General features: G+C 68.3%; 17 protein-coding genes and 1 pseudogene. 2 read left to right on the top strand and 16 right to left on the bottom strand.

What is annotated here, in order from left to right; translation table 11 throughout:
• Positions 1-4: 4 nt before the first annotated feature.
• From trpA to scpA, 16 genes are all read right to left on the bottom strand, one after another.
• On the bottom strand, positions 5-820 hold the full coding sequence (gene trpA, locus LZ017_RS19255; protein WP_241398543.1) for a tryptophan synthase subunit alpha: 816 nt from the start codon (positions 818-820) through the stop codon (positions 5-7).
• Positions 817-2,136 carry a tryptophan synthase subunit beta gene (trpB, locus tag LZ017_RS19250; protein WP_241398542.1) on the bottom strand — a complete coding sequence of 440 codons (1,320 nt, stop codon included), beginning with the start codon at positions 2,134-2,136 and terminating at the stop codon, positions 817-819. Before trpB ends, trpA begins: the two co-directional genes overlap by 4 nt.
• 11 nt (positions 2,137-2,147) lie before the next feature.
• On the bottom strand, positions 2,148-2,828 hold the full coding sequence (locus LZ017_RS19245) for a phosphoribosylanthranilate isomerase (protein ID WP_241398541.1): 681 nt from the start codon (positions 2,826-2,828) through the stop codon (positions 2,148-2,150).
• A gap of 19 nt (positions 2,829-2,847) precedes the next feature.
• On the bottom strand, positions 2,848-3,630 hold the full coding sequence (gene truA / locus LZ017_RS19240) for a tRNA pseudouridine(38-40) synthase TruA (protein WP_241398540.1): 783 nt from the start codon (positions 3,628-3,630) through the stop codon (positions 2,848-2,850).
• Between the two features lie 117 nt (positions 3,631-3,747).
• Positions 3,748-6,312, bottom strand: a complete 2,565-nt coding sequence (locus LZ017_RS19235; protein ID WP_241398539.1) for a FimV/HubP family polar landmark protein — start codon at positions 6,310-6,312, stop codon at positions 3,748-3,750.
• Between the two features lie 315 nt (positions 6,313-6,627).
• Entirely contained in the window at positions 6,628-7,758 is a 1,131-nt protein-coding gene (gene asd, locus LZ017_RS19230; RefSeq protein WP_241398634.1) for an aspartate-semialdehyde dehydrogenase, read from the bottom strand.
• A gap of 92 nt (positions 7,759-7,850) precedes the next feature.
• Positions 7,851-8,960: a 3-isopropylmalate dehydrogenase gene (gene leuB, locus LZ017_RS19225; RefSeq protein ID WP_241398633.1), complete on the bottom strand. Its 1,110-nt coding sequence runs from the start codon at positions 8,958-8,960 to the stop codon at positions 7,851-7,853.
• Positions 8,961-8,995: 35 nt separating this feature from the next.
• Positions 8,996-9,646 carry a 3-isopropylmalate dehydratase small subunit gene (leuD, locus tag LZ017_RS19220; RefSeq protein ID WP_241398538.1) on the bottom strand — a complete coding sequence of 217 codons (651 nt, stop codon included), beginning with the start codon at positions 9,644-9,646 and terminating at the stop codon, positions 8,996-8,998.
• Positions 9,647-9,663: 17 nt separating this feature from the next.
• The gene (gene leuC / locus LZ017_RS19215; protein ID WP_241398632.1) at positions 9,664-11,073 is read right to left on the bottom strand and encodes a 3-isopropylmalate dehydratase large subunit; all 1,410 of its coding nucleotides are present in this window, start codon (positions 11,071-11,073) and stop codon (positions 9,664-9,666) included.
• A gap of 19 nt (positions 11,074-11,092) precedes the next feature.
• Positions 11,093-11,983, bottom strand: coding sequence for a LysR substrate-binding domain-containing protein (locus LZ017_RS19210; protein WP_241398537.1), 891 nt, complete (start codon positions 11,981-11,983; stop codon positions 11,093-11,095).
• Positions 11,984-12,358: 375 nt separating this feature from the next.
• Complete coding sequence (locus LZ017_RS19205; protein ID WP_241398536.1) at positions 12,359-12,823, bottom strand: VOC family protein; 465 nt, start codon at positions 12,821-12,823, stop codon at positions 12,359-12,361.
• A 10-nt stretch (positions 12,824-12,833) separates the two neighbouring features.
• Complete coding sequence (locus LZ017_RS19200) at positions 12,834-14,909, bottom strand: acetyl/propionyl/methylcrotonyl-CoA carboxylase subunit alpha (RefSeq protein WP_241398535.1); 2,076 nt, start codon at positions 14,907-14,909, stop codon at positions 12,834-12,836.
• A 135-nt stretch (positions 14,910-15,044) separates the two neighbouring features.
• A complete protein-coding gene (locus LZ017_RS19195; RefSeq protein WP_241398534.1) occupies positions 15,045-16,577 on the bottom strand; it encodes an acyl-CoA carboxylase subunit beta in 1,533 nt (510 codons plus the stop codon).
• Positions 16,570-17,598 (bottom strand): methylmalonyl Co-A mutase-associated GTPase MeaB, encoded by a 1,029-nt coding sequence (gene meaB / locus LZ017_RS19190; protein WP_241398631.1) that lies wholly within the window; start codon positions 17,596-17,598, stop codon positions 16,570-16,572. The genes LZ017_RS19195 and meaB overlap by 8 nt, the downstream gene beginning before the upstream one ends.
• Positions 17,595-18,119, bottom strand: a complete 525-nt coding sequence (locus tag LZ017_RS19185) for a GNAT family N-acetyltransferase (protein ID WP_308194088.1) — start codon at positions 18,117-18,119, stop codon at positions 17,595-17,597. Before LZ017_RS19185 ends, meaB begins: the two co-directional genes overlap by 4 nt.
• Complete coding sequence (gene scpA, locus LZ017_RS19180) at positions 18,119-20,320, bottom strand: methylmalonyl-CoA mutase (protein WP_241398533.1); 2,202 nt, start codon at positions 20,318-20,320, stop codon at positions 18,119-18,121. Before scpA ends, LZ017_RS19185 begins: the two co-directional genes overlap by 1 nt.
• Before the next feature lie 129 nt (positions 20,321-20,449).
• On the opposite strand from scpA, the gene LZ017_RS19175 reads away from it, so the two are divergent.
• Together LZ017_RS19175 and LZ017_RS19170 are read left to right on the top strand one after the other, a co-directional pair.
• The gene (locus LZ017_RS19175) at positions 20,450-21,115 is read left to right on the top strand and encodes a GntR family transcriptional regulator (RefSeq protein ID WP_241398532.1); all 666 of its coding nucleotides are present in this window, start codon (positions 20,450-20,452) and stop codon (positions 21,113-21,115) included.
• A gap of 317 nt (positions 21,116-21,432) precedes the next feature.
• Positions 21,433-22,125: pseudogene (locus LZ017_RS19170) on the top strand (heme utilization protein); the annotation flags it as partial.

Raw genomic sequence — 22,125 nt, 5'->3', positions numbered from 1 at the left:
AGGCTCAGGCGTCCAGCGCGGCGCGGATTCCTCGGATGAAGCCCGCAGCCTCAGTGGCGACATTATCGCGTGTCTGGCGCTCGATCAGCTGGATGAGCGCCGAGCCGATCACGACCGCGTCCGAGACCTGGCCCACCGCGCGTGCCGACTGGGCGTCGCGGATGCCGAACCCCACCCCCACCGGCACCTGGACATGGGCCTTGATGCGCGGCACGGCCTGCGCGACGGCGTCGATGTCCAGATGGCCCGCGCCGGTCACGCCCTTCAGCGAGACATAGTAGACATAGCCGCTGGCCAGGCGCGCGACCTGGCGGATGCGCGCTTCGCCCGAGGTCGGCGCGAGCAGGAAGATCGCGTCCAGCCCCTGGGCGCGCAGCGCCGCGGCGAAGTCCTCGCACTCCTCGGGCGGATAGTCGACGATCAGCACGCCGTCGACACCCGCGGCCTTGGCGTCGCGCACAAAGGCCTGCTGCCCGTAGCGCTCCACCGGGTTGGCATAGCCCATCAGCACCACCGGCGTGCGCTCGTCGCGGGTGCGGAAGGCACGCACCATCTCCAGCACCTGGGCCAGGCTGATGCCCTTGGCCAGCGCGCGTTCGCTGGCCCGCTGGATCACGGGGCCGTCGGCCATGGGATCGGAGAACGGGATGCCCAGCTCGATGATGTCGGCCCCGGCTCCGGCCAGCGCCTGCATCAGCTCCACGGTCACGTCCGCGAAGGGATCGCCGGCCGTGACATAGGGGATCAGCGCCTTGCGACCCTGCGCCTGCAGCGCCTGCAGAGTGGCGGCAATGCGTCCTTGTGCGGCAGCTTGACTCATTGCGCACCTCCGTCGACCTTGGGGGACTGCACAGGGGGCAGGTCGCCGCCCTTCACCGCCTGCCCGCGGCAGGACGGCCGGCAATAGAAATCGGCATGCGACAGGTCGGCCACGGTGCCGATGTCCTTGTCGCCGCGGCCGGACAGGTTGACCAGCAGGTGCTGGTCCGGGCGCAGAGTCGGCGCGAGCTTCATCGCATGGGCCACGGCATGGCTGGACTCCAGCGCCGGAATGATGCCTTCGGTGCGGCACAGGCGGTGGAAAGCGGCCAGCGCCTCCTCGTCGGTCGCGCCCACGTACTCGGCTCGGCCGATGTCCTTCAGGTAGGCATGCTCGGGCCCGACGCCCGGATAGTCCAGGCCGGCCGAGATCGAGTGTGTCTCGATGATCTGCCCCGCCGCGTCCTGGATCAGATAGGTGCGGTTGCCATGCAGCACGCCCGGCGAGCCGGCCGTCAGCGTGGCCGCGTGCTTGCCACTCGCCACGCCCTGCCCCGCCGCTTCCACGCCGATCAGGCGCACGTCGCGATGCTCGATGTAGGGATAGAAGATGCCGATCGCGTTGCTGCCGCCGCCCACGCAGGCGATCACGGCGTCCGGCTGGCGCCCGGTCATCTGCGGCATCTGCACCAGGCACTCGTCGCCGATCACGCGCTGGAAGTCGCGCACCATCATCGGATAGGGATGCGGGCCGGCCACGGTGCCGATGATGTAGAAGGTGGACTCCACGTTGGTGACCCAGTCGCGCATCGCCTCGTTCAACGCGTCCTTCAGGGTCTTGGAGCCGGACTCCACCGGCACCACTGTGGCCCCGAGCAGCTTCATGCGGTAGACGTTGGGCGACTGGCGCTTGACGTCCTCGGCCCCCATGTAGACCACGCACTCCATGCCGTAGCGGGCGCAGATGGTCGCGGTGGCCACGCCGTGCTGGCCGGCGCCGGTCTCGGCGATCACGCGCTTCTTGCCCATGCGCCGCGCCAGCAGCGCCTGGCCGATGGTGTTGTTGACCTTGTGCGCGCCGGTGTGGTTCAGGTCCTCGCGCTTCAGGAAGATCTGCGCGCCGCCCAGTTCGCGGCTCAGCCGCGCCGCGTGGTAGATCGGGCTGGGGCGGCCGACGAAATGGGCCAGCTCGTTGCGGAATTCGGCGACGAACTCCGGATCCTCGCTGTAGCGGGCATAGGCCTGGTCCAGCTCATCCAATGCATGGATCAGGGTTTCGGAGACAAAGCGGCCGCCGTAATAGCTCTCGCCGCCTTCGGTGGGATGGACCACCGGCCCGAAGCGCCCGCGGGCGTCGGGTTGTGCATAGCTGCTCATGATGGGATTCCTCAGGTGCCGGAGCGGGCGGCGCTGGCATGCGGGGCTTCGCGGGCCACCTGCTCCAATTGCGCGTCGGCCTGGCGGACTGCCGCACAGAACTCGCGCATCAAGCCGGCGTTCTTGAGGCCCTTGGCCTCCTCCACGCCGGAGCTGACGTCAACGGCCCAGGGCCGGACCTTCAGCACGCCATCGATCACGTTGGCTGCACTCAACCCACCAGACAAAACGACCGGAGAGGGAACGCTTGGAGGCAGCAGTGACCAATCAAACACCTTTCCGCCACCGCCATACCCGTCGACAAAGGCGTCGACCAGGATGGCCTGGGCGCTGGAGAACTGTTGGCTGAAGTCTAACAAATCAAAGCCTGGCGCCATGCGCGCCGCGCGCAGATAGGCGCGCGCCCAGCGCTCGCAGTCGGCTGGCCGCTCGTCGCCATGGAACTGCAGCGTCAGGTTGGGCACGGCCGCCAGCGCCGCCTCCACCAGGGCCGGCGCCGCGTTGACGAACAGCCCCACCGGCGTCACAAAGGCCGGCAGCCGCCGCGCCAGCTCCGCGGCCCGCTGCGGCGTCACCGCACGCGGACTCTTGGCGTAGAACACGAAGCCGATCGCATCGGCACCTGCGGCGACCGCCGCGTCCACATCGGCCTCGCGGGTCAGTCCACAGATCTTGATTCGGGTACGGCTCATGGTGCGGCAGAGGTTCGGATCAGGGCAGCCAGTCCATCGCGGCGGTGCGCTCCGGCAGGTTCAGGTGGGCATCGTAGTACGGACCGACGAAGTACAGCCCATCCGGAGCAAAGGTGGGCGCCGCGGCATCGCGGGAGCGCGCGGCCAGCACCTCGTCCATCCATCCCGCCGGCCGGTTGCCGGTGCCCACCGCGACCAGACAGCCCATCAGGTTGCGCACCATGTGATGCAGAAAGGCCGAGGCATCGAACTCGAAGCGCCAATAGGCGCCACGGCGCTGGATCTCGATCCGACGCAGGATCTTCACCGGCGAGGCCGCCTGGCATTCCGCCGAGCGGAAGGAGCTGAAGTCGTGCTCGCCGATCAGCCGCGCCGCGGCATCGCGCATCGCCTCGCCGTCCAGCGGCCGGAAGGTCCAGCCCACCGCGCCCTGCTCGATCGCCGGGCGGACATTGGACTCCAGCAGCAGATAGCAATAGCGCCGCCCACGCGCCCAGTTGCGCGCATGGAAATCGTCGCCGGGAAAGGCGCACCACTGGACGGCGATGTCCGGCGGCAGGTAGCGGTTGGTGCCGCGCACCCACGAGAAGGCCTCGCGCGTCACCGGCGCGTCGAAGTGCACGACCTGGTTCAGCCCGTGCACGCCGGTGTCCGTGCGCCCCGCGCAGATCGTGCGTATGGGTTGCGCGGCGAACTGCCCCAGCGCGGCCTCCAGCGCGTCCTGCACCGTGCCGCCGCCGGGCTGGCTCTGCCAGCCCTTGTAGCCGCCTCCGCGATAACTGACCCCCAGCGCCACGCGCATGCCCAGACTCCCGACTGAAAAAGACCCCGACGCCCCGCCCCCCGGGGCGGGTCCGCAAAAGACAAGGGCGCTCGGCCTTGGCCGAACGCCCTTGCGCGGAATGCGGGTGCGCGGACTTTAGCGCAGCTGCTCCAGCATCGCCTGCGCCTTGTCGCGCAAGGGGCCGCTGGCCTTGGCGATCAGCTCCTGCAGCACGTCGCGCGCGCCTTCGGTATCGCCGATTTGGCGGAACTCGTCGGCCAGCTCCAGCTGGCGTTGCAGCGCCTCGGCATCGTTGGGGTCGATGGGCTGGTCCAGGTCCATGCCCAGCTCGTCCAGCGACAGCGTGGCCGGTGCCGACTCATCCGCGTTCAGGTCCAGATCGGGCAGCTCCAGCGCCGGCTCCGCCGGCGTCGGGGCGGCGGCCGGCGTGGCCGGCAGGTCCAGGTCGATGCTGTCCAGGTCGAAGTCCAGCGACGCTGGCGCGGCCGCGGGCGGGGGGCTGCTCGGCGTCGACAGCTCGTCGAGGTCGAACTCCAGATCGGCCACCGCCGGTGCGGCGGCAGGCGCGGCGGCCGGTGCCGCGGGCATCAGTGCATCCAGGTCCAGGTCCATGTCCAGCGGCGCGCGTTCGGACGACGGCGCCAGCGCCTGCGTGGCCGCCATCGCCGAGGACGGTGCCGCCGGTGCCGGGCTGCCGCCGAGGTCCAGATCCAGGTCCAGGTCCATCAGGCTGGACGGCCCCGGATCGGCACGCGGCGGCGTGCGCATCGGCGCGGTCGCGGCCATCTCGGTCAGGCTGGATGCCGGCAGCGTGCTGGCATTCATCGGCTCGGGCCGGGCATCCTCCTCGGCCGTCAGCGTGCTGGGCGCGCCACCGGGCTGGTAGAGCGGATTGTCGGGATCAACCTGGCGGCCCAGCTCCTGGACCTTGGCCCAGTCATCGCCCTGGCCGTTGGTTTCGGCATAGAGCTGCACCGCCAGTTGCTCGAAGCCCTTGGCATCGCGGCGCTTGGCATACACCTCCAGCAGCTTCAGGCGTATCGCCAGGCGCTCGGGGTTGGCGCGCAGCGCCTCCTTCAGGATCTCCTCGGCCTGCAGGTCACGGCCATAGGCCAGGTAAACGTCGGCCTCGGCCACCGGATCCACGTCGCCGATCGCGTCGAGCTGGCTGAGCGAATAGCTCATCGAGGACTGGCCGGTGCTGGACGCGTCGCGGGTGTCCACGCGCTGGCCGCCGCTGGCACCAAAGAAGGAATCCGGCTGCAGGCGGCTTTCGCTGAAGCCGGTCTCGCTCTGCGACTTGTCGCCGCGCGACTTGCGCCAGCGCATGAAGCCCAGCCCGCCGACCAGCGCCAGCAGGGCCGCGCCCAGCGGCACGGCGAAGTCGGACAGCGTGTCCAGCAGGCCCGGCTCGCTGGCCTCGGGCGCCGGTTCCGGCTTTTTCACCGGCGCGGGCTTGGGTCGCGAGGCCGGCGCCGAGGCGACCGGCGCGGCCACCGGCGGCGTCACGGCGACCGCGGGGGTCGAGGCTTTCGGCTCGACCGCGGGAGTCGGCGCGGGCGCGGGCGCGGGCGCAGGCGCCGGCGCGGCCGCCACCGCCGAGGCCGGCTTCGCGGCCGCCGAGAGCTTCTTCAGCTCCTCGACATTGCGCGTCAGCTCGGCGACGCGGCTGGCCGCGTCCTTCTTCTCGGTGTCCTTGGACAACTTGGCCTCGCCGCCGGTGCCCGGCTTGCTGAGGGTCAGCTTGTCGGCCTGCGCGCTGCTGGCCGCCTTGGGCTCCTGCACCTTGGTCTGCACCTGGCCCTTGGCCTGGCGCTCGTTCTCGCCTCCCTGCAGCGCCGGCGCGGCACCGGCCAGGCGCTGCTTGTAGCCGCTGAAGTCGCCGCTCTGGGCCATGATCACCTGCCGGGCCTCGGCGGGCGGGATGGCGGCGGCGGCATCGCTGCTGGGCACCTTCAGCACGGCACCGGCTTTGAGCCGGTTCATGTTGTTGTCGATGAAGGCCTCGGGGTTGTTGCGATACAGCCCGACCAGCATCTGGTCCAACGACACCTCGCCGCTGCGCATGCGGGTGGCCACGCGGTACAGCGTGTCGCCGCCCTTCACCTGGTATTCGCTGGCGCCTTCGGATGCACGCGGGGCACGCGGCGCCGCCGCGGCCGGTTTGGCCGCGGCCTCGGCACGCGCTGGCGGGCGTTCGGCCGCGCTGGCGCGCTCGGACGCGCGGGGGGCCGGCACCGGCGGAATCGCCACCGGCGCGGTGGAGGCCGAAGGCGTGGCCGACGCCACCACCGGCGTCGCCGGCTCGGCCGGCGCCGGACGCGCGGAACCGGGCGGATCGAACAGCAGCGTGTATTCGCGCACCAGGCGGCCGCTGCTCCAGCTCAACTCCAGGATCACGTCGACAAAGGGCTCCTGCACCGCGCGGTCGCTGGCCAGCTTCAAATAGGGCCGGCCATCGGCGCGGCGCGCCAGCGAGACCTGGGTGTTCGCCAGGATGGCGTTGTATTCCAGCCCGCTGGCGCGATAGGACTCGGGCGGCGCGACGCGCAGTTTCAGCGACGCGGCTTCCTCAGCGCTCAGGCCGGACACGTCGATCTCGGCCCGCAGCGTTTCGCCCAGAGCCGACTGCACCGTCAAACGCCCCAACCCCAGCGCCCAGCTGGAACTGGCCGCCAGGCTCAGTGCCGAGGCCAACACCAGCCTATTCAGTGCAAATCGCGCATCAGCGCTCGCATATTTTTTCAAGGCGTCCCCCAAAGCGACGAGGCGGGCACCGCAAGCAACAGTGTCCGCCTGTCTAGACGATTCTTCTCCGAAGCCAGAGCGATTCGCACAGCCAGCCCGTTCCAGTGATACGAAATCACAACGGTGGCAAGCATATACGCTTCAATCCTGAGGTAAAGCCTGAATACCTCGGGGGAGCCGCGCCTGATTCACGAGTGGTTACAGGCCTGTGGTAAGTGGACAACGGGCCGTTCGCGCTGCGTCACGGCCCGCCCGCCCGGGCCGGCGTCAGCGGTCCAGCAGGATGCGCAGCATGCGGCGCAGCGGCTCGGCCGCGCCCCACAGCAATTGGTCGCCGATGGTGAAGGCCCCCACATACTCCGGGCCCATGGCCAGCTTGCGGATGCGGCCCACCGGGATCGTCATGGTGCCGGTGACGGCGACCGGGGTCAGGTCCTTCAGCGTCGCCTCGCGGGTGTTGGGCACAACCCTCACCCACGCGTTGTCGGCGGCGATCATGGCCTCGAGCTCGGCCACCGGCACATCCTTCTTCAGCTTGAAGGTCAGCGCCTGGCTGTGGCAGCGCATCGCGCCGACGCGCACGCAGAAGCCATCGACCGGGATCGCCGGCGACCCGAAGCCCTCGCCGATGCCGAGGATCTTGTTGGTCTCGGCCATGCCCTTCCACTCTTCCTTGGACTGGCCATTGCCCAGATCCTTGTCGATCCAGGGGATCAGCGAGCCGCCCAGCGGCACGCCGAAGTTGGCGGTCTCGTCGGCCGACAGGCTGCGCTGCTTGGCGATGACCTTGCGGTCGATTTCAAGAATGGCGCTCTTGGGATCGTCCAGCAGCGCCTTGACCTCGGCATTGAGCGTGCCGTACTGCGTCAGCAGTTCGCGCATGTGCTGCGCGCCGCCCCCGGACGCGGCCTGGTAGGTCTGGGTCGACATCCACTCGACCAGCCCGGCCTTGTACAGCGCGCCCACGCCCATCAGCATGCAGCTGACGGTGCAGTTGCCACCGACCCAGTTGCGCCCGCCCTGGGTCAGCGCGTCCTTGATCACCGGCATGTTGACCGGGTCCAGGATGATGACCGCGTCGTCCTTCATGCGCAGCGTGGACGCGGCGTCGATCCAGTGCCCCGCCCAGCCCGCGGCGCGCAGCTTGGGGAAGACCTCGGTGGTGTAGTCGCCACCCTGCGCGGTGATGATGATGTCGCAGCGCTTGAGCTGTTCGATGTCGAACGCGTCCTGCAGCGTGGTCTCGTTCTTCGCGAAGGCGGGCGCCTTGCCACCCGCATTGGAGGTGCTGAAGAACAGCGGCTCGATCAGGTCGAAATCGCGCTCGGCCGCCATGCGGTCCATCAGCACGGAGCCGACCATGCCGCGCCAGCCCACCAAACCTACCAGAGTCGTCATCATGTTTCCTTTGTTGCCCGTCACACAAACCCTTGGGGTCCTTGCCCGGCTCGCTTCGCCGGGTTTGTGAGGGCGAGACGAACCGGAGCTGATCAGCCCTTAATGGTTTTGGTGGTCATGCCGGACTGGGCGCCATTCAGCGCAGCCAGCACGGCATCGCCCATCTCGCGGGTGCCCACCTTGGTCGTGCCCTCGCTCCAGATATCGGCCGTACGCAGGCCCTGGGCCAGCACCGACTGCACCGCGGTCTCGATACGCGCGGCGGCTTCGGGCTGGTTGAGGGAGAACTTGAGCATCATGGCGGCTGACAGGATTGTAGCCAGCGGGTTTGCAATTCCCTGACCGGCGATATCCGGCGCGCTGCCATGGCTGGGCTCGTAGAGGCCCTTGTTGTTCTTGTCCAACGAGGCCGAAGGCAGCATGCCGATGGAACCGGTGAGCATGGCCGCCTCGTCCGACAGGATGTCGCCGAACATGTTGCCGGTCACGACGACGTCGAACTTCTTCGGCGCCTTGACCAGCTGCATCGCGGCGTTGTCCACATACATGTGCTCCAGCTCGACGTCCGGGTACTGCGCGTGCACCTCGGTCACCACGTCCTTCCAGAACTGGAAGGTCTCCAGCACATTGGCCTTGTCGACGCTGGTGACCTTGTTGTTGCGCTTGCGCGCGGCCTGGAAGGCCACGTGGGCGATGCGCTCGATCTCCGGGCGCGAATAGCGCATGGTGTCGAAGGCTTCCTCGGAACCGGGGAAGTGCCCATCCACCGCGGTGCGGCGGCCCCGCGGCTGGCCGAAATAGATGTCGCCGGTCAGTTCGCGGATGATCAGGATGTCCAGCCCCGCCACCAGCTCGGGCTTGAGGCTGGAGGCATGGGTGAGCTGCGGATAGCAGATGGCCGGACGGAAGTTGGCGAACAGGCCCAGATGCTTGCGCAGGCCCAGGATGGCCTGCTCGGGGCGCAGCGCGCGTTCCAGCTTGTCGTACTTCCAGTCGCCCACGGCGCCGAACAGCACCGCGTCGGCCGCCTGCGCCAGCTTCAGGGTGCTCTCGGGCAGCGGATGGCCGGCCGCCTCATAGGCGGCGCCGCCCACCGGCGCGGTCTCCAGCTCCAGCGGCAGCTCCAGGGCCTTCAGCACCTTCACCGCCTCGGCCATGATCTCGGTGCCGATGCCATCGCCCGGCAGCACTGCAATCTTCATCGTCGTCATCGTCGTCAGTCCTTGGTGGCCGGCCGTCAGCCGGGCAGGCGGTGGTTCAGCCAGGGTTTCGTCGCGAGGCGCTCGGCCTCGTAGGCCTTGATCTTGTCGGCATGGCGCAAGGTCAGGCCGATGTCGTCGAAGCCGTTGAGCAGGCAGTACTTGCGGAAGGGTTGCACCTCGAAGGGCAGCTCCGCGCCATCGGGCTTGACCACGACCTGGCGCTCCAGGTCGATGGTCAGTTGGTAGCCCGGGAAGGCCGCCACCTCGTCGAACAGCCGCGCCACCTGAGACTCCGGCAGCACGATGGGCAGCACGCCATTCTTGAAGCAGTTGTTGAAGAAGATGTCGGCGAAGCTGGGCGCGATCAGCGCGCGAAAGCCGTACTGCTCCAGCGCCCAGGGCGCATGCTCGCGGCTGGAGCCGCAGCCGAAGTTGCGCCGCGCGATCAGCACGGAAGCGCCCTGGTAGCGCGGCTGGTTCAGCACGAAGTCGGGGTTGGGCTTGCGGCTGGCCGGATCCTGGCCCGGCTCACCCGGGTCCAGATAGCGCCATTCGTCGAACAGATTGGGACCGAAGCCGCTGCGCTTGATCGACTTGAGAAACTGCTTGGGGATGATCGCGTCGGTGTCGACGTTCTCGCGGTCCATCGGGGCCACCAGGCCCTTGTGCACGGTGAATTTGTCCATGGTCTTCCCTCGCTCCCTCAGGCGATGCGGCGCACGTCGACGAAATGGCCCTGCATCGCGGCCGCCGCGGCCATCGCCGGGCTGACGAGGTGGGTGCGGCCGCCGGCGCCTTGGCGTCCTTCGAAGTTGCGGTTGCTGGTGGAGGCGCAGCGCTCGCCCGGCTCCAGCCGGTCGGCGTTCATCGCCAGGCACATCGAACAACCGGGCTCGCGCCATTCGAAGCCCGCGGCCTTGAAGACCTGGTCCAGGCCTTCGGCCTCAGCCTGCGCCTTCACCAAGCCCGAACCGGGCACCACCAGCGCCAGCTTCACGTTGCTGGCGACCCGGCCGCCCAGGCGGCGCACGACGGCGGCGGCCTCGCGCATGTCCTCGATGCGGCTGTTGGTGCAGGAGCCGATGAAGACCTTGTCGATGCGGATGTCGGCGATCGCCTTGTTGGGCTCCAGCGCCATGTACTGCAGCGCGCGCTCGATCGCGCCGCGCTTGACGGCGTCCTTCTCCTTGTCGGGATCGGGCACGCGGTCCTCGATGGACAGCACCATCTCCGGCGAGGTGCCCCAGGTCACCTGCGGGCGGATCTGCGCGGCATCCAGTTCCACGACGGCATCGAAGTGCGCGCCCGGGTCGGAGTGCAGGGTGCGCCAGTAGGCCACCGCCTGCTCCCACTCCACGCCGGCGGGCGTGAACGGCCGGCCCTTGACGTATTGCAGCGTCGTCTCGTCCACCGCGATCAGGCCGGCACGGGCGCCGGCCTCGATCGCCATGTTGCAGACTGTCATGCGGCCCTCCATCGACAGCGCGCGGATGGCCGATCCGGCGAACTCGATGGTGTAGCCGGTACCGCCCGCGGTGCCGATGCGGCCGATGATGGCCAGCACGATGTCCTTGGCGCCGACGCCGGGCATGACCTGACCCTCGACCCGGATCAGCATGTTCTTGGCCTTCTTGGCCAGCAACGTCTGCGTTGCCAGCACATGCTCCACCTCGGAGGTGCCGATGCCATGGGCCAGCGCGCCGAAGGCGCCGTGTGTGGAGGTGTGGCTGTCGCCACAGACCACGGTCATGCCCGGCAGCGTGGCGCCCTGCTCCGGGCCGATCACGTGCACGATGCCCTGGCGGCGGTCGCTCATCTTGAACTGGGTGATGCCAAAGCGATCGCAGTTCTTGTCCAGCGTGTCCACCTGCAGCCGCGAGACCGGGTCGGCGATGCCGGCGCTGCGGTCCGTGGTCGGCACGTTGTGGTCGCTCACCGCCAGGTTGGCGGACAGGCGCCAGACCTTGCGGCCGGCCAGGTCCAGCCCCTCGAAGGCCTGCGGGCTGGTCACCTCGTGGACCAGGTGGCGGTCGATGTACAGGACGGCGGTGCCGTCCTCCTCCGTGTGCACCACATGCTCGTCCCAGAGCTTGTCGTACAGGGTGCGTGCAATCGTCATCGCATCTTCTCCATCAGGATTTGTTCGGGCACAGCGCATCGACGAAGCGCTGCACCACGGTGGGCAGGCGCTCCTGGCGCGCCACGCCCAGCACGTAATCTCGTTGCGCCCAGGGCTCGTCCAGGCGCAGCCGCCTGACCGCGAACACCTGGGCGAAGCGCCGCGCCGGGGCGTCGGGCAGCACGGCCACGCCCATGCCGGCCTCGACCAGCTGGGCGATCGCATCGAAGCCGCGCACCTGCAGCCGCGCCTTCAGCGTGCGGCCGCGGGCCATGGCCTGTTCCATCATCAGTTCCTGGGCGGCCGCGCCGCTATGCAGGCCGACCAGGTCGTGGTCCAGCAGGTCGTCGAAGGTGACCGCCTCGCGATCGGCCAGCGCGTGGCCGGTGGGCACCAGCACGGCGAGCCGGCCCTGACGGTAGGCCCAGGTCTGCAGCCGGTTGTCCAGCAGCGGCTGGGTGAAGACGCCCACGTCGGCGCGCCCTTCCGCCACCGCGGCCTGCACCTCGGCGCTGGTCAGGTCTTCCAGGCTGATGCGAATCTGCGGATGGGCCTGCGAGAACGAGGCCAGGTCCGGCGGCAGCGCCTCGGCGATCGCGCCGGCATTGGCGGCGATGCGCAGATGACCCTTGATGCCGCGCGCGAATTCGACGACCTCGCTCTCCAGCGCATGCAGCGAGGCATGCAGCGAGCGGATGTGGCGCACCAGCGCGCGGCAGGCCTCGGTGGGCTCCACGCCGCGGGCGCGCCGCTCGAAGAGCTGGACCCCGAGGCGTGTCTCCAGGTCGGAAATCCGCTTGCTGGCCGCGGCCAGCGCCAGGTGTTCGCGCTCGGCCCCGCGCGTGATCGAACGGGTCTGCTCGATCGCCAGCACGAGATTGAGGGTGGTGAGGTCCAGGCGCATGTTGGCAGTGTGCCCATGGGGGCATGGGCAGATTTTGACTTCGCAGAGAAGTCAAAATCTACCGTAAAAACCAATTGAGCCTTCGCGGTTTGCGAAATTAATACAGTGAATAGGAGGCAAAAACAGGAGGGCCGAGCGCCGGGCCGCCCCAAGCCGGCCCGCTTGGCGATGTGCGAGCGGGGCCCCCCCCGCGAGCATCGCCGTCCCCTTGGGGGACCGGCCAGGGTACTCCCTGGACGAGGGGCACGACGATCTGCCGAGCGCCGGGCCGCCCCAAGCCGGCCCGCTTGGCGATGTGCGAGCGGGGGCCCCCCGCGAGCATCGCCGTCCCCTTGGGGGACCGGCCAGGGTACGCCCTGGACGAGGGCCAACAACTCACCCCAACGCGAGCACCACCTCCGGCGGCGCCTGCACCAGCTCAATCAGCACCCCCTCGCCGGCGATGGGGAACTCGTCGTTGCTCTTGGGATGGATGAAGCAGATGTCATAGCCGGCCGCGCCCTTGCGGATGCCGCCGGGCGCGAAACGAACACCGTGGGCCGTCATCCATTCCACCGCCTTCGGCAGATCGTCCACCCACAGGCCCACATGGTTCAGCGGCGTGGCGTGCACCGCGGGCTTCTTGTCCAGGTCCAGCGGCTGCATCAGGTCCACCTCGACCTTGTGCGGCCCCTGACCGATGGCGCAGATGTCCTCGTCGACGTTCTCGCGCTCGGAAACGAAGTTGCCGGTCACCGTCAGGCCCAGCACGTCGACCCACAGCTTGCGCAGGGCCTGCTTGTCGGGACCGCCGATGGCGATCTGCTGGATGCCGAGGATCTTGTAGGGCTTGCTGCTCATGGTCCCCTCCTCACTCGAAGCGCAGGATGGGCTGGTCCACCGACAGGCTCTCGCCGGTCTTGGCCAGCACCTCGGCCACCTTGACGTCCTGCACCGCGGTGAGGATGTTCTCCATCTTCATCGCCTCAATCACGGCCAGGCGCTCGCCGGCCTGCACCAGCTGGCCGGGCTGCACCGCGATGTTGACCAGCAGGCCGGGCATCGGCGAAAGCAGGAACTTGCTGGTGTCGGGCGGCGCCTTGTAGGGCATCAGCGCCTGCAACTCCGCGGCGCGCGGCGCCAGCACCGTGACCTCGAGCGCGCGGCCATTGTGCTGGACACGGTAAGCCAGCGGCGCCTTCGCGGTGCCGCGCTCGGCCTGCGCGGTGAAAGGCCGGCCGTTGACCGTGCCGCTCAGCCGGATGTCGTTGAGCCGCGAATTGCAGACGATGCGATAGGACTTGCCGCCCACCGTGACCAGCGCCTCGCCGCTGTGGCCGACGTATTCCGCCACATGCACCGGATGGCTGCTGCGCTGGCCCGCGCCCTCGTTGACGACCGCCACGCAGTCGCTGTCGATGCGCACTTCATGGCCGGGCAGCTGGCCGCTGATGCCGGCCGCGCGCTCGCGCGTCTTGCGCCGCACGAAGGCGGCCAACGCGATCAGGAAGTCCGGATCGTCGTGCGGCACGTCCTCGGCGCGGAAGCCGCCGCCGTAATGCTGGGCGATGAAGCCGGTGTTGAAGTTGCCGGTCTTGAAGTCGGGATGCGCCAGCAGCGCCGACTGGAAGGGAATGTTGCTGGAGATGCCGCGGATCACGAAGCCGTTCAGCGCCTCGCGCATCTTCGCGATCGCGTCGTCGCGGTCGCGTCCATGCACGATGAGCTTGGCGATCATCGAGTCGTAGAACATCGGGATCTCGCCACCCTCGTAGACGCCGGTGTCCACGCGCACGCCGCCGAAGACGCCGCCCTCGTAGGCTGCACCCTGCAGTGTCACCGTGCCCTGCTCCAGCTGTGCCTCGGGCGGCTGGTAGCGCACCAGACGGCCCGTGGACGGCAGGAAGTTGCGGAAGGGGTCCTCGGCGTTGATGCGGCACTCGATCGCCCAGCCCTCGCGGCGGATATCGGCCTGCTGCAGCGCCAGCTTTTCGCCGGCGGCGATGCGGATCATCTGCTCCACCAGGTCCAGCCCGGTGATGCACTCGGTCACCGGGTGCTCCACCTGCAGGCGGGTGTTCATTTCCAGGAAGTAGAAGCTCTGGTCCTTGCCGACCACGAACTCCACCGTGCCCGCGCTCTGGTACTTCACCGCCTTGGCCAGCGCCACGGCCTGCTCGCCCATGGCCTTGCGCGTGGCCTCGCTGATGAAGGGGCTGGGCGCCTCCTCGATCACCTTCTGGTGGCGGCGCTGGATGGAGCATTCGCGCTCCCACAGGTAGACCACATGGCCGTGGGCGTCGCCCAGCACCTGGATCTCGATGTGACGCGGTTCCTCGACGAACTTCTCCATGAAGACGCGGTCGTCGCCGAAGCTGTTGCGCGCCTCGTTGCGGCAGGAGCTGAAGCCCTCGAAGCACTCCTTGTCATTGAAGGCCACGCGCAGGCCCTTGCCGCCACCGCCGGCGCTGGCCTTGATCATCACCGGGTAGCCGATCTTCTTGGCGATCTCCACCGCCTCCTCGGGCGACAGGATGGGCTCGTTGTGGCCGGGGATGGTGTTGACCCGGGCCTCGTTGGCGAGCTTCTTGGACGCGATCTTGTCGCCCATCGCCGCGATTGAGTAGTGCTTGGGGCCGATGAAGACGATGCCCTCGTCCTCGCAGCGCTTGGCGAACTCCTCGTTCTCGGACAGAAAGCCATAGCCCGGGTGCAGCGCCTCGGCACCGGTGGCCTTGCAGGCGGCGATCAGCTTGTCCGCGACCAGGTAGGACTCGCGACTGGGCGCCGGGCCCAGCAGCACGGACTCGTCCGCCAGCTCCACATGGCGGGCGTCCTTGTCGGCTTCGGAATAGACGGCCACCGTCTGGATGCCCATCTTGCGCGCGGTCTTGATGACGCGGCAGGCGATTTCGCCGCGGTTGGCGATCAGGATTTTCTTGAACATGGTGTTGACCTTCGATCAACGCGGCGACCGGGTCACCGCAGGTAGTCAGTCACGCCGCTTGCGCGGATCCGGCGGCGCCGATCCGCTGCATGAGCCCCCTCGGGGGGCGGCGACGGGAGACGCTTGGGAGCCCCCTCACAGCGGGATGTTGCCGTGCTTGCGCCAGGGGTTCTCCAGCTTCTTGTCCTTCAGCATCACCAGCGAACGGCAGATGCGCTTGCGCGTCTCGTGCGGCTGAATCACGTCGTCGATGAAACCGCGCGCGCCCGCGACGAAGGGGTTGGCGAAACGCGCCTTGTACTCCGCCTCGCGGGCGGCGAGCTTGGCCGGGTCGCCCTTGTCCTCGCGGAAAATGATCTCCACCGCGCCCTTGGCCCCCATCACCGCGATCTCGGCATTGGGCCAGGCGAAGTTGACGTCGCCGCGCAGGTGCTTGGAGGCCATCACGTCATAGGCGCCGCCATAGGCCTTGCGCGTGATCACGGTGATCTTGGGCACCGTGCATTCGGCATAGGCGTAGAGCAGCTTGGCGCCGTGCTTGATGATGCCGCCGTACTCCTGGCTGGTGCCGGGCATGAAGCCAGGCACGTCGACGAAGGTGAGCACCGGAATGTTGAAGGCATCGCAGAAGCGCACGAAGCGCGCCGCCTTGATCGAGCTCTTGATGTCCAGGCAGCCGGCCAGCACCAGCGGCTGGTTGGCGACGATGCCCACGGTCTGCCCCTCCATGCGCGCGAAGCCGGTGAGGATGTTCTTCGCATAGTCGGGCTGCAGCTCGAAGAAGTCGCCGTCGTCGACCACCTTCAGGATCAGCTCCTTCATGTCATAGGGCTTGTTCGGGTTGTCGGGCACCAGGGTGTCCAGCGAGTGGTCCAGCCGGCTGCTCGGGTCGCCGCTGGGCCGGGTGGGCGCCTTCTCGCGGTTGTTCAGCGGCAGGTAGTTGAAGAAGCGCCGCAGCATCAGGATGGCCTCGACGTCGTTCTCGAAGGCCAGGTCCGCCACGCCGCTCTTGGTGTTGTGCGTGGTCGCGCCACCCAGCTCCTCGGCCGTGACCTCCTCGTGGGTCACCGTCTTCACCACCTCGGGGCCGGTGACGAACATGTAGGAGCTGTCCTTCACCATGAAGATGAAGTCCGTCATCGCCGGCGAATACACCGCGCCGCCGGCGCAGGGGCCCATGATCATGCTGATCTGCGGGATCACGCCCGAGGCCATCACATTGCGCTGGAAGACGTCGGCATAGCCGCCCAGCGAGGCCACGCCTTCCTGGATGCGCGCGCCGCCGGAGTCGTTCAGGCCGATCACCGGCGCGCCGACCTTCATCGCCTGGTCCATCACCTTGCAGATCTTCTCGGCGTGGGCTTCGGACAGCGCACCGCCGAAGACGGTGAAGTCCTGGCTGAACGCAAAGGCCAGGCGGCCGTTGATCATGCCGTAGCCGGTGACCACGCCGTCGCCCGGGATCTTGTTGTCCGCCATGCCGAAGTCGACGCAGCGGTGCTCGACGAACATGTCCCATTCCTCGAAGGTGCCCTCGTCGAAGAGCAGTTCCAGCCGTTCGCGCGCGGTCAGCTTGCCCTTGGCATGCTGGGCCGCGATGCGTTTCTCGCCGCCGCCCAGGCGCGCCTTGGCGCGCTTCTCTTCGAGCATTTGTTGGATGTCATGCATGATGGGTGTTGTCTCCGAAGAAAAGTCCGAGCAGCGCGCGCGCCGCGGTCGATGGGGCGAGCTGCCCCTGCAGCACGCGCTCGGTGGTGGAGGCGAGCCGGGCTCGCACCGCGTCCGCCTCCGAGAACCTCTGACGCAGCCCCGACTGGATGCGTTCCCACATCCAGGCCAGGGCCTGTTGCTGACGCTTCTGCGCGAAGCGGCCGTTGTCGGTCTGCAGCCGGTGGAAGGTCTCCACCTCGGCCCAGAAGGCTTCCAGCCCCAGCGACTTCAGCGCACTGAGCTGAATGGCCTTGGGGTGCCAGAGCGCCATATCGTGGTGGGCATGGTCCGGATGGCCATGCAAACCATACAGACGCAGCGACGAGGCGATCTGCGCCTGCGCGCGCGTCGCCGCGGCGGCGTCCAGGTCGGCCTTGTTGATCACGACCAGGTCGGCCAGCTCCATCACGCCCTTCTTGATCGCCTGCAGATCGTCGCCGGCGTTGGGCAGTTGCAGCAGCACATACATGTCGGTCATGCCGGCCACCGCGGTCTCGCTCTGGCCCACGCCGACGGTCTCGACGATGACGATGTCATAGCCCGCCGCCTCGCAGACCAGCATGGCCTCGCGCGTCTTGTCGGCCACGCCGCCCAGCGTGCCGCTGCTGGGGCTGGGGCGGATGTAGGCGCGCTCGTCCATCGACAGCCGCTCCATGCGCGTCTTGTCGCCCAGGATGGAGCCACCCGAAACCGAGCTGGACGGGTCCACCGCCAGCACCGCGACGCGATGGCCGCGCGCGATCAGAAACAGGCCCAGGGCCTCGATGAAGGTGCTCTTGCCCACGCCGGGCACGCCGGAGATACCCAGGCGCAGCGAGCGCCCGGTGTGTGGCAGCAGCTCGGTCAGCAGCGCGTCGGCCTGCGCACGGTGGTCGGCGCGGGTGGACTCCAGCAAAGTGATGGTCTTCGCGATGGCGCGCCGCTGCACCGCCCCGGGACCGGCCAGCACCCCCTGCAGCAAGGACGGCGCGGCGCTCAGCACGGCGCCTCCGCCCGCGCGTGCTGCCAGCGGTAGTCGGTGTCGAAGTCGCTCTGCCCCACCGGCACGAAGCCATGGCGCAGATAGAAACGGTTGGCATCGCTGCGCTGCAGCGCCGAGAGGGTCAGGTCTTGCCCGGCCGCGCGCGCCTGCATCTTGGCCTGCGCCAGCGCCCAGGCACCGGCACCCCGGCCCTGCTCGCCGGGCTGGATGTAGAGATGCTGGATGCACAGGCTGTCGGCCGCTGGCACCACCGTCATGAAGCCGATGCGCTGCCCGTCGCGCAGGATGTGGCGCATGCGCTGGGGCTGGAACTGCGCGGCCAGGCGCTCGCGGGCGCGCTGCGGGTCGAAACGGCCCAGGCGCTCCAGGCTGTCCCTCAGCGCGGCAATGCGCAGCGCCAGCATGGGCTCGAAGTCCTGCTCGACCACCGGCGCGAACGCAAAGCCGAGCCCGTCGTGTTCCTCGCGCGGGGCGTGGCAGCCGGCCTCGGCCGCCGCCTGGGGCAGCGCGCTGTCCATCAGGCCGCTGCCGTGCTGCCGACCGCCTTGCGGATCTGCTCCAGCACGTCCTTGGCGCTGGCGGGGATGGGCGTGCCGGGGCCGTAGACGCCCTTGACGCCGGCGTCATACAGGAAGCCATAGTCCTGCTGCGGCACCACGCCGCCGACGAAGACGATGATGTCGTCCGCGCCCTGCTTCTTCAGCTCGGCGATGATGGCCGGCACCAGCGTCTTGTGCCCGGCCGCCAGCGTGGAGACACCCACCGCGTGCACGTCGTTCTCGATCGCCTGGCGCGCGCATTCCTCGGGGGTCTGGAACAGCGGCCCCATATCCACGTCGAAACCCAGGTCGGCATAGGCGGTGGCCACCACCTTGGCGCCGCGGTCATGGCCGTCCTGCCCCAGCTTGGCGATCATCACGCGCGGGCGGCGGCCGTGCTCGTCGGCAAATGCCTTGATCTCGTCCTGCAGCTTGGCCCAGCCCTCCGCCGAGTCGTAGGCGGCGGCATACACGCCGGTGACCTTCTGCGTGTCGGCGCGGTGGCGGCCGAAGACCTTTTCCAGCGCGTCGGAGACTTCGCCCACCGTCGCGCGCAGGCGGATCGCCTGAATCGACAGGTCCAGCAGATTGCCTTCGCCGCTGCGCGCCGCATCGGTCAACGCGTCCAGCGCGGCCTGCACCGCCGCGCCGTCGCGGCGGGCCTTGATGTCCCGCAGGCGGGCCACCTGGCTTTCACGCACCTTGAGGTTGTCCACCTCCAGGATCTCCACCGGATCCTCCTTGGCCAGGCGGTATTTGTTGACGCCGACGATCACGTCCTTGCCGGAGTCGATGCGCGCCTGCTTCTCGGCGGCGCTGGCCTCGATCTTGAGCTTGGCCCAGCCGGAGTCGACCGCCTGCGTCATGCCGCCCATCGCATCGACCTCTTCGATGATGGACCAGGCCTTGTCCGCCATGTCCTGGGTCAGCTTCTCCATCATGTAGCTGCCGGCCCAGGGGTCGATCACGTTGGTGATGTGGGTCTCTTCCTGGATGATCAGCTGGGTGTTGCGGGCGATGCGCGCACTGAACTCGGTGGGCAGCGCGATGGCTTCGTCCAGCGAATTGGTGTGCAGGCTCTGCGTGCCGCCGAACACCGCCGCCATGGCCTCGATGGTGGTGCGCACCACGTTGTTGTACGGGTCCTGCTCGGTCAGCGACCAGCCCGAGGTCTGGCTGTGCGTGCGCAGCATCAGGCTCTTGGGATTCTTCGCGTTGAAGCCCTTCATGATCCGGCACCACAGCAGGCGCGCGGCCCGCATCTTGGCGATCTCCAGATAGAAGTTCATGCCCACGGCCCAGAAGAACGAGAGCCGGCCGGCGAAGTCGTCCACGTCCAGCCCGGACGCGATCGCGGTCTTCACATACTCCTTGCCATCGGCCAGCGTGAAGGCCAGCTCCAGCGCCTGGTTCGCCCCCGCTTCCTGCATGTGGTAGCCGGAGATCGAGATCGAATTGAACTTCGGCATGTTCCTGGCCGTGTAGCCAATGATGTCGCCGATGATCCGCATGCTGGGCTCGGGCGGATAGATATAGGTGTTGCGGACCATGAACTCCTTGAGGATGTCGTTCTGGATGGTCCCGGACAGCTTGTCCTGCGACACGCCCTGCTCCTCCGCAGCGACCACATAGCCGGCCAGCACCGGCAGCACCGCGCCGTTCATCGTCATCGACACCGAGACCTTGTCCAGCGGGATGCCGTCGAACAGGATCTTCATGTCTTCCACCGAATCGATCGCCACGCCGGCCTTGCCGACGTCGCCGGTCACGCGCGGGTGGTCCGAGTCGTAGCCGCGGTGGGTGGCCAGGTCGAAGGCCACGCTGACGCCCTGCCCGCCCGCGGCCAGTGCCTTGCGGTAGAAGGCGTTCGATTCCTCGGCCGTCGAGAAGCCGGCGTACTGCCGGATGGTCCAGGGACGCACCGCGTACATGGTCGCCTGCGGCCCGCGCAGAAAGGGCTCGAAGCCGGGCAAGGTGTTGGCATGCGGCAGCCCGGCCGTGTCCTCGGCGGTGTACAGCGGCTTGACCGTGATGCCCTCCGGCGTCACCCAGTTCAGTGCCGAGACATCGCCGCCGGGCGCGGACTTGGCCGCGGCCTTGGCCCATTGCTCCAGCGTCGGGGTGGCGAACTCGGGCGTGGAGGGGTTGTTCTCGGGCTTGCTCGGGGATGGGTGCGACATGGGGAACTCCTGCGGACTCCGCGTCATCATAGCGCGTCGGTTATTCATAATTATGAATGCGAAATTGACTACACTCTGACCGCCAGTTGCTTAAGCATGCCCGTTCGCCCGGGCGCCCGAGATCCGTCCATGCCCATCACCCAGGCCCCGCTCGCCCCCCGCGCCCTCTATGAAGAGGTGGCGGAGTTGCTGCGCCAGCGCATCTTCGCGCGCGAGCTGGAGCCGGGCAGCTGGGTGGACGAGCAAAAGCTCTGCGCCGAACTGGGCATCAGCCGCACGCCGCTGCGAGAAGCGCTGAAGGTGCTGGCCAGCGAAGGCCTGGTGACCATGAAGGTTCGCCGCGGCGCCTACGTCACCGAAATGTCCGAACGCGACGTGCGCGAGGCCTACCAATTGCTGGCCCTGCTGGAAAGCGATGCCGCCGCCGGTGTGGCCCGGCACGCCAGCGACGCCGAATTGGGCGAACTGCAGGCACTGCACGAGGCGCTAGAGAACAGCCTGGGCGAGCGCGACGCCTTCTTTGGCGCCAACGAGCGCTTTCATCTGCGCCTGATCGAGCTGGACGGCAATCGCTGGCGGCTGCAGATCATCACCGACCTGCGCCGCTTGATGAAGCTCAACCGCCATCACTCGCTGTTCAAGCAAGGGCGTCTGGACGAATCGCTGCAGGAGCACCGCGCCTTGATGGCGGCCCTGCGCCGCCGCGATGCCGACGCCGCGGCCGAACTGCTGCGCACCCATTTCCAGAACGGCCTCGCTGCCGCCGCGCCCCCCTCGCCGCCCGCGAGCGCCTGATCGCCCGGCGGCCAAACCCGGGCGGGGAGATGCCGGCGGTCAATGCCTCTTCTGGCCGCTGATAAGCGTGAATTTGGGGGGAAGCCGCGCGCTTTTGCATCTTTTAACCGGACCGCGCGGCCCTAGCATCCACCGACCGGACATCCGTGCTCAGGCGAGCTTGCGCTCAAGAACGTCAGAACCCGTCCGATAACCGACTGAAAGCAGGCGAGCCTTGTGAGGTCTTCGCCGTGGGGAGTGCACACGCAAGGGCACCTACCCACGGGTCGACGGACACCAGAGCGCCTGCCCTTCGACCCAAGTGCCGGGAGTTCAAGATGGCCTCACTGATAACCAACCTCGCCACCGACCAGATCGCTGCGCTTTCCACCAGTACCTTGTCGCGGCTGACGAGCGAGGATTGGGCAGCGTTCAGCACCGATCAATTCCAGGCCTTGACGACGAGCCAGTTCGCCTCGCTCGGCACTCGCGCCTTCAGCCAGATCTCGACGGCACAGTTCGCGGTCATCGAGACCCAGGATCTGCGCGTGCTGAATACCGCCGTCGTGCGCAGTCTCAGCACCGCGCAGCTGGGTGCGCTGGGCACGGCCCAGGTCGGCAGCCTGTCGACCAATCAGGTGGCCACGCTGACCACCAGCCAGGTCAACAACCTGTCCACCGACAACCTCAATTCGCTGGGCACCGATCAGTTCCGTGCCCTGAACAGTGCCAACATCGGCGCGATCTCCACGGCCCAGGCCTCCGCGCTGGAGAGCGCCGACGTCGCCGCGCTGGCCACCAACCAGGTCGCGCAGCTCAGCTCCAGCCAATTGGGCGCGCTGGCCACCGCCAACATCGAGGCGCTGGGCTCGCAACAGGTCGCCGCACTGAACTCGCGCCAGGTCGCCGGCCTGGGCACCGACCAAGTCGCCGCGCTGGAAACGCAGGATCTGCGGGCGCTCAACACCGCCGCGCTGCGTGCCTTGAGCACGGCCCAGATCGATGCACTGGGCTCGGCCCAGATCCAAGGG

It is taken from the genome of Pelomonas sp. CA6, from assembly GCF_022549225.1.
Classification (GTDB): Bacteria; Pseudomonadota; Gammaproteobacteria; order Burkholderiales; family Burkholderiaceae_C; genus Roseateles.
The sequence above is the reverse complement of the archived record's forward strand: the minus strand, read 5'-3'. Positions and strand labels throughout refer to the sequence as shown.

Excerpts from the sequence above, each read along its gene's own strand:
- LZ017_RS19185 (WP_308194088.1), bottom strand. The coding sequence starts at position 18,119 with ATGGACAGCGCGCTGCCCCAGGCGGCGGCCGAGGCCGGCTGCCACGCC.
- LZ017_RS19205 (WP_241398536.1), bottom strand. The coding sequence starts at position 12,823 with ATGAGCAGCAAGCCCTACAAGATCCTCGGCATCCAGCAGATCGCCATC.
- truA (WP_241398540.1), bottom strand. The coding sequence starts at position 3,630 with ATGCGCGTGGCGCTGGGGGTCAGTTATCGCGGAGGCGGCTACAAGGGC.
- LZ017_RS19210 (WP_241398537.1), bottom strand. The coding sequence starts at position 11,983 with ATGCGCCTGGACCTCACCACCCTCAATCTCGTGCTGGCGATCGAGCAG.
- asd (WP_241398634.1), bottom strand. The coding sequence starts at position 7,758 with ATGACGACTCTGGTAGGTTTGGTGGGCTGGCGCGGCATGGTCGGCTCC.
- LZ017_RS19175 (WP_241398532.1), top strand. The coding sequence starts at position 20,450 with ATGCCCATCACCCAGGCCCCGCTCGCCCCCCGCGCCCTCTATGAAGAG.
- leuB (WP_241398633.1), bottom strand. The coding sequence starts at position 8,960 with ATGAAGATTGCAGTGCTGCCGGGCGATGGCATCGGCACCGAGATCATG.
- LZ017_RS19245 (WP_241398541.1), bottom strand. The coding sequence starts at position 2,828 with ATGAGCCGTACCCGAATCAAGATCTGTGGACTGACCCGCGAGGCCGAT.
- LZ017_RS19200 (WP_241398535.1), bottom strand. The coding sequence starts at position 14,909 with ATGTTCAAGAAAATCCTGATCGCCAACCGCGGCGAAATCGCCTGCCGC.
- scpA (WP_241398533.1), bottom strand. The coding sequence starts at position 20,320 with ATGTCGCACCCATCCCCGAGCAAGCCCGAGAACAACCCCTCCACGCCC.
- trpA (WP_241398543.1), bottom strand. The coding sequence starts at position 820 with ATGAGTCAAGCTGCCGCACAAGGACGCATTGCCGCCACTCTGCAGGCG.
- LZ017_RS19195 (WP_241398534.1), bottom strand. The coding sequence starts at position 16,577 with ATGCATGACATCCAACAAATGCTCGAAGAGAAGCGCGCCAAGGCGCGC.
- trpB (WP_241398542.1), bottom strand. The coding sequence starts at position 2,136 with ATGAGCAGCTATGCACAACCCGACGCCCGCGGGCGCTTCGGGCCGGTG.
- leuD (WP_241398538.1), bottom strand. The coding sequence starts at position 9,646 with ATGGACAAATTCACCGTGCACAAGGGCCTGGTGGCCCCGATGGACCGC.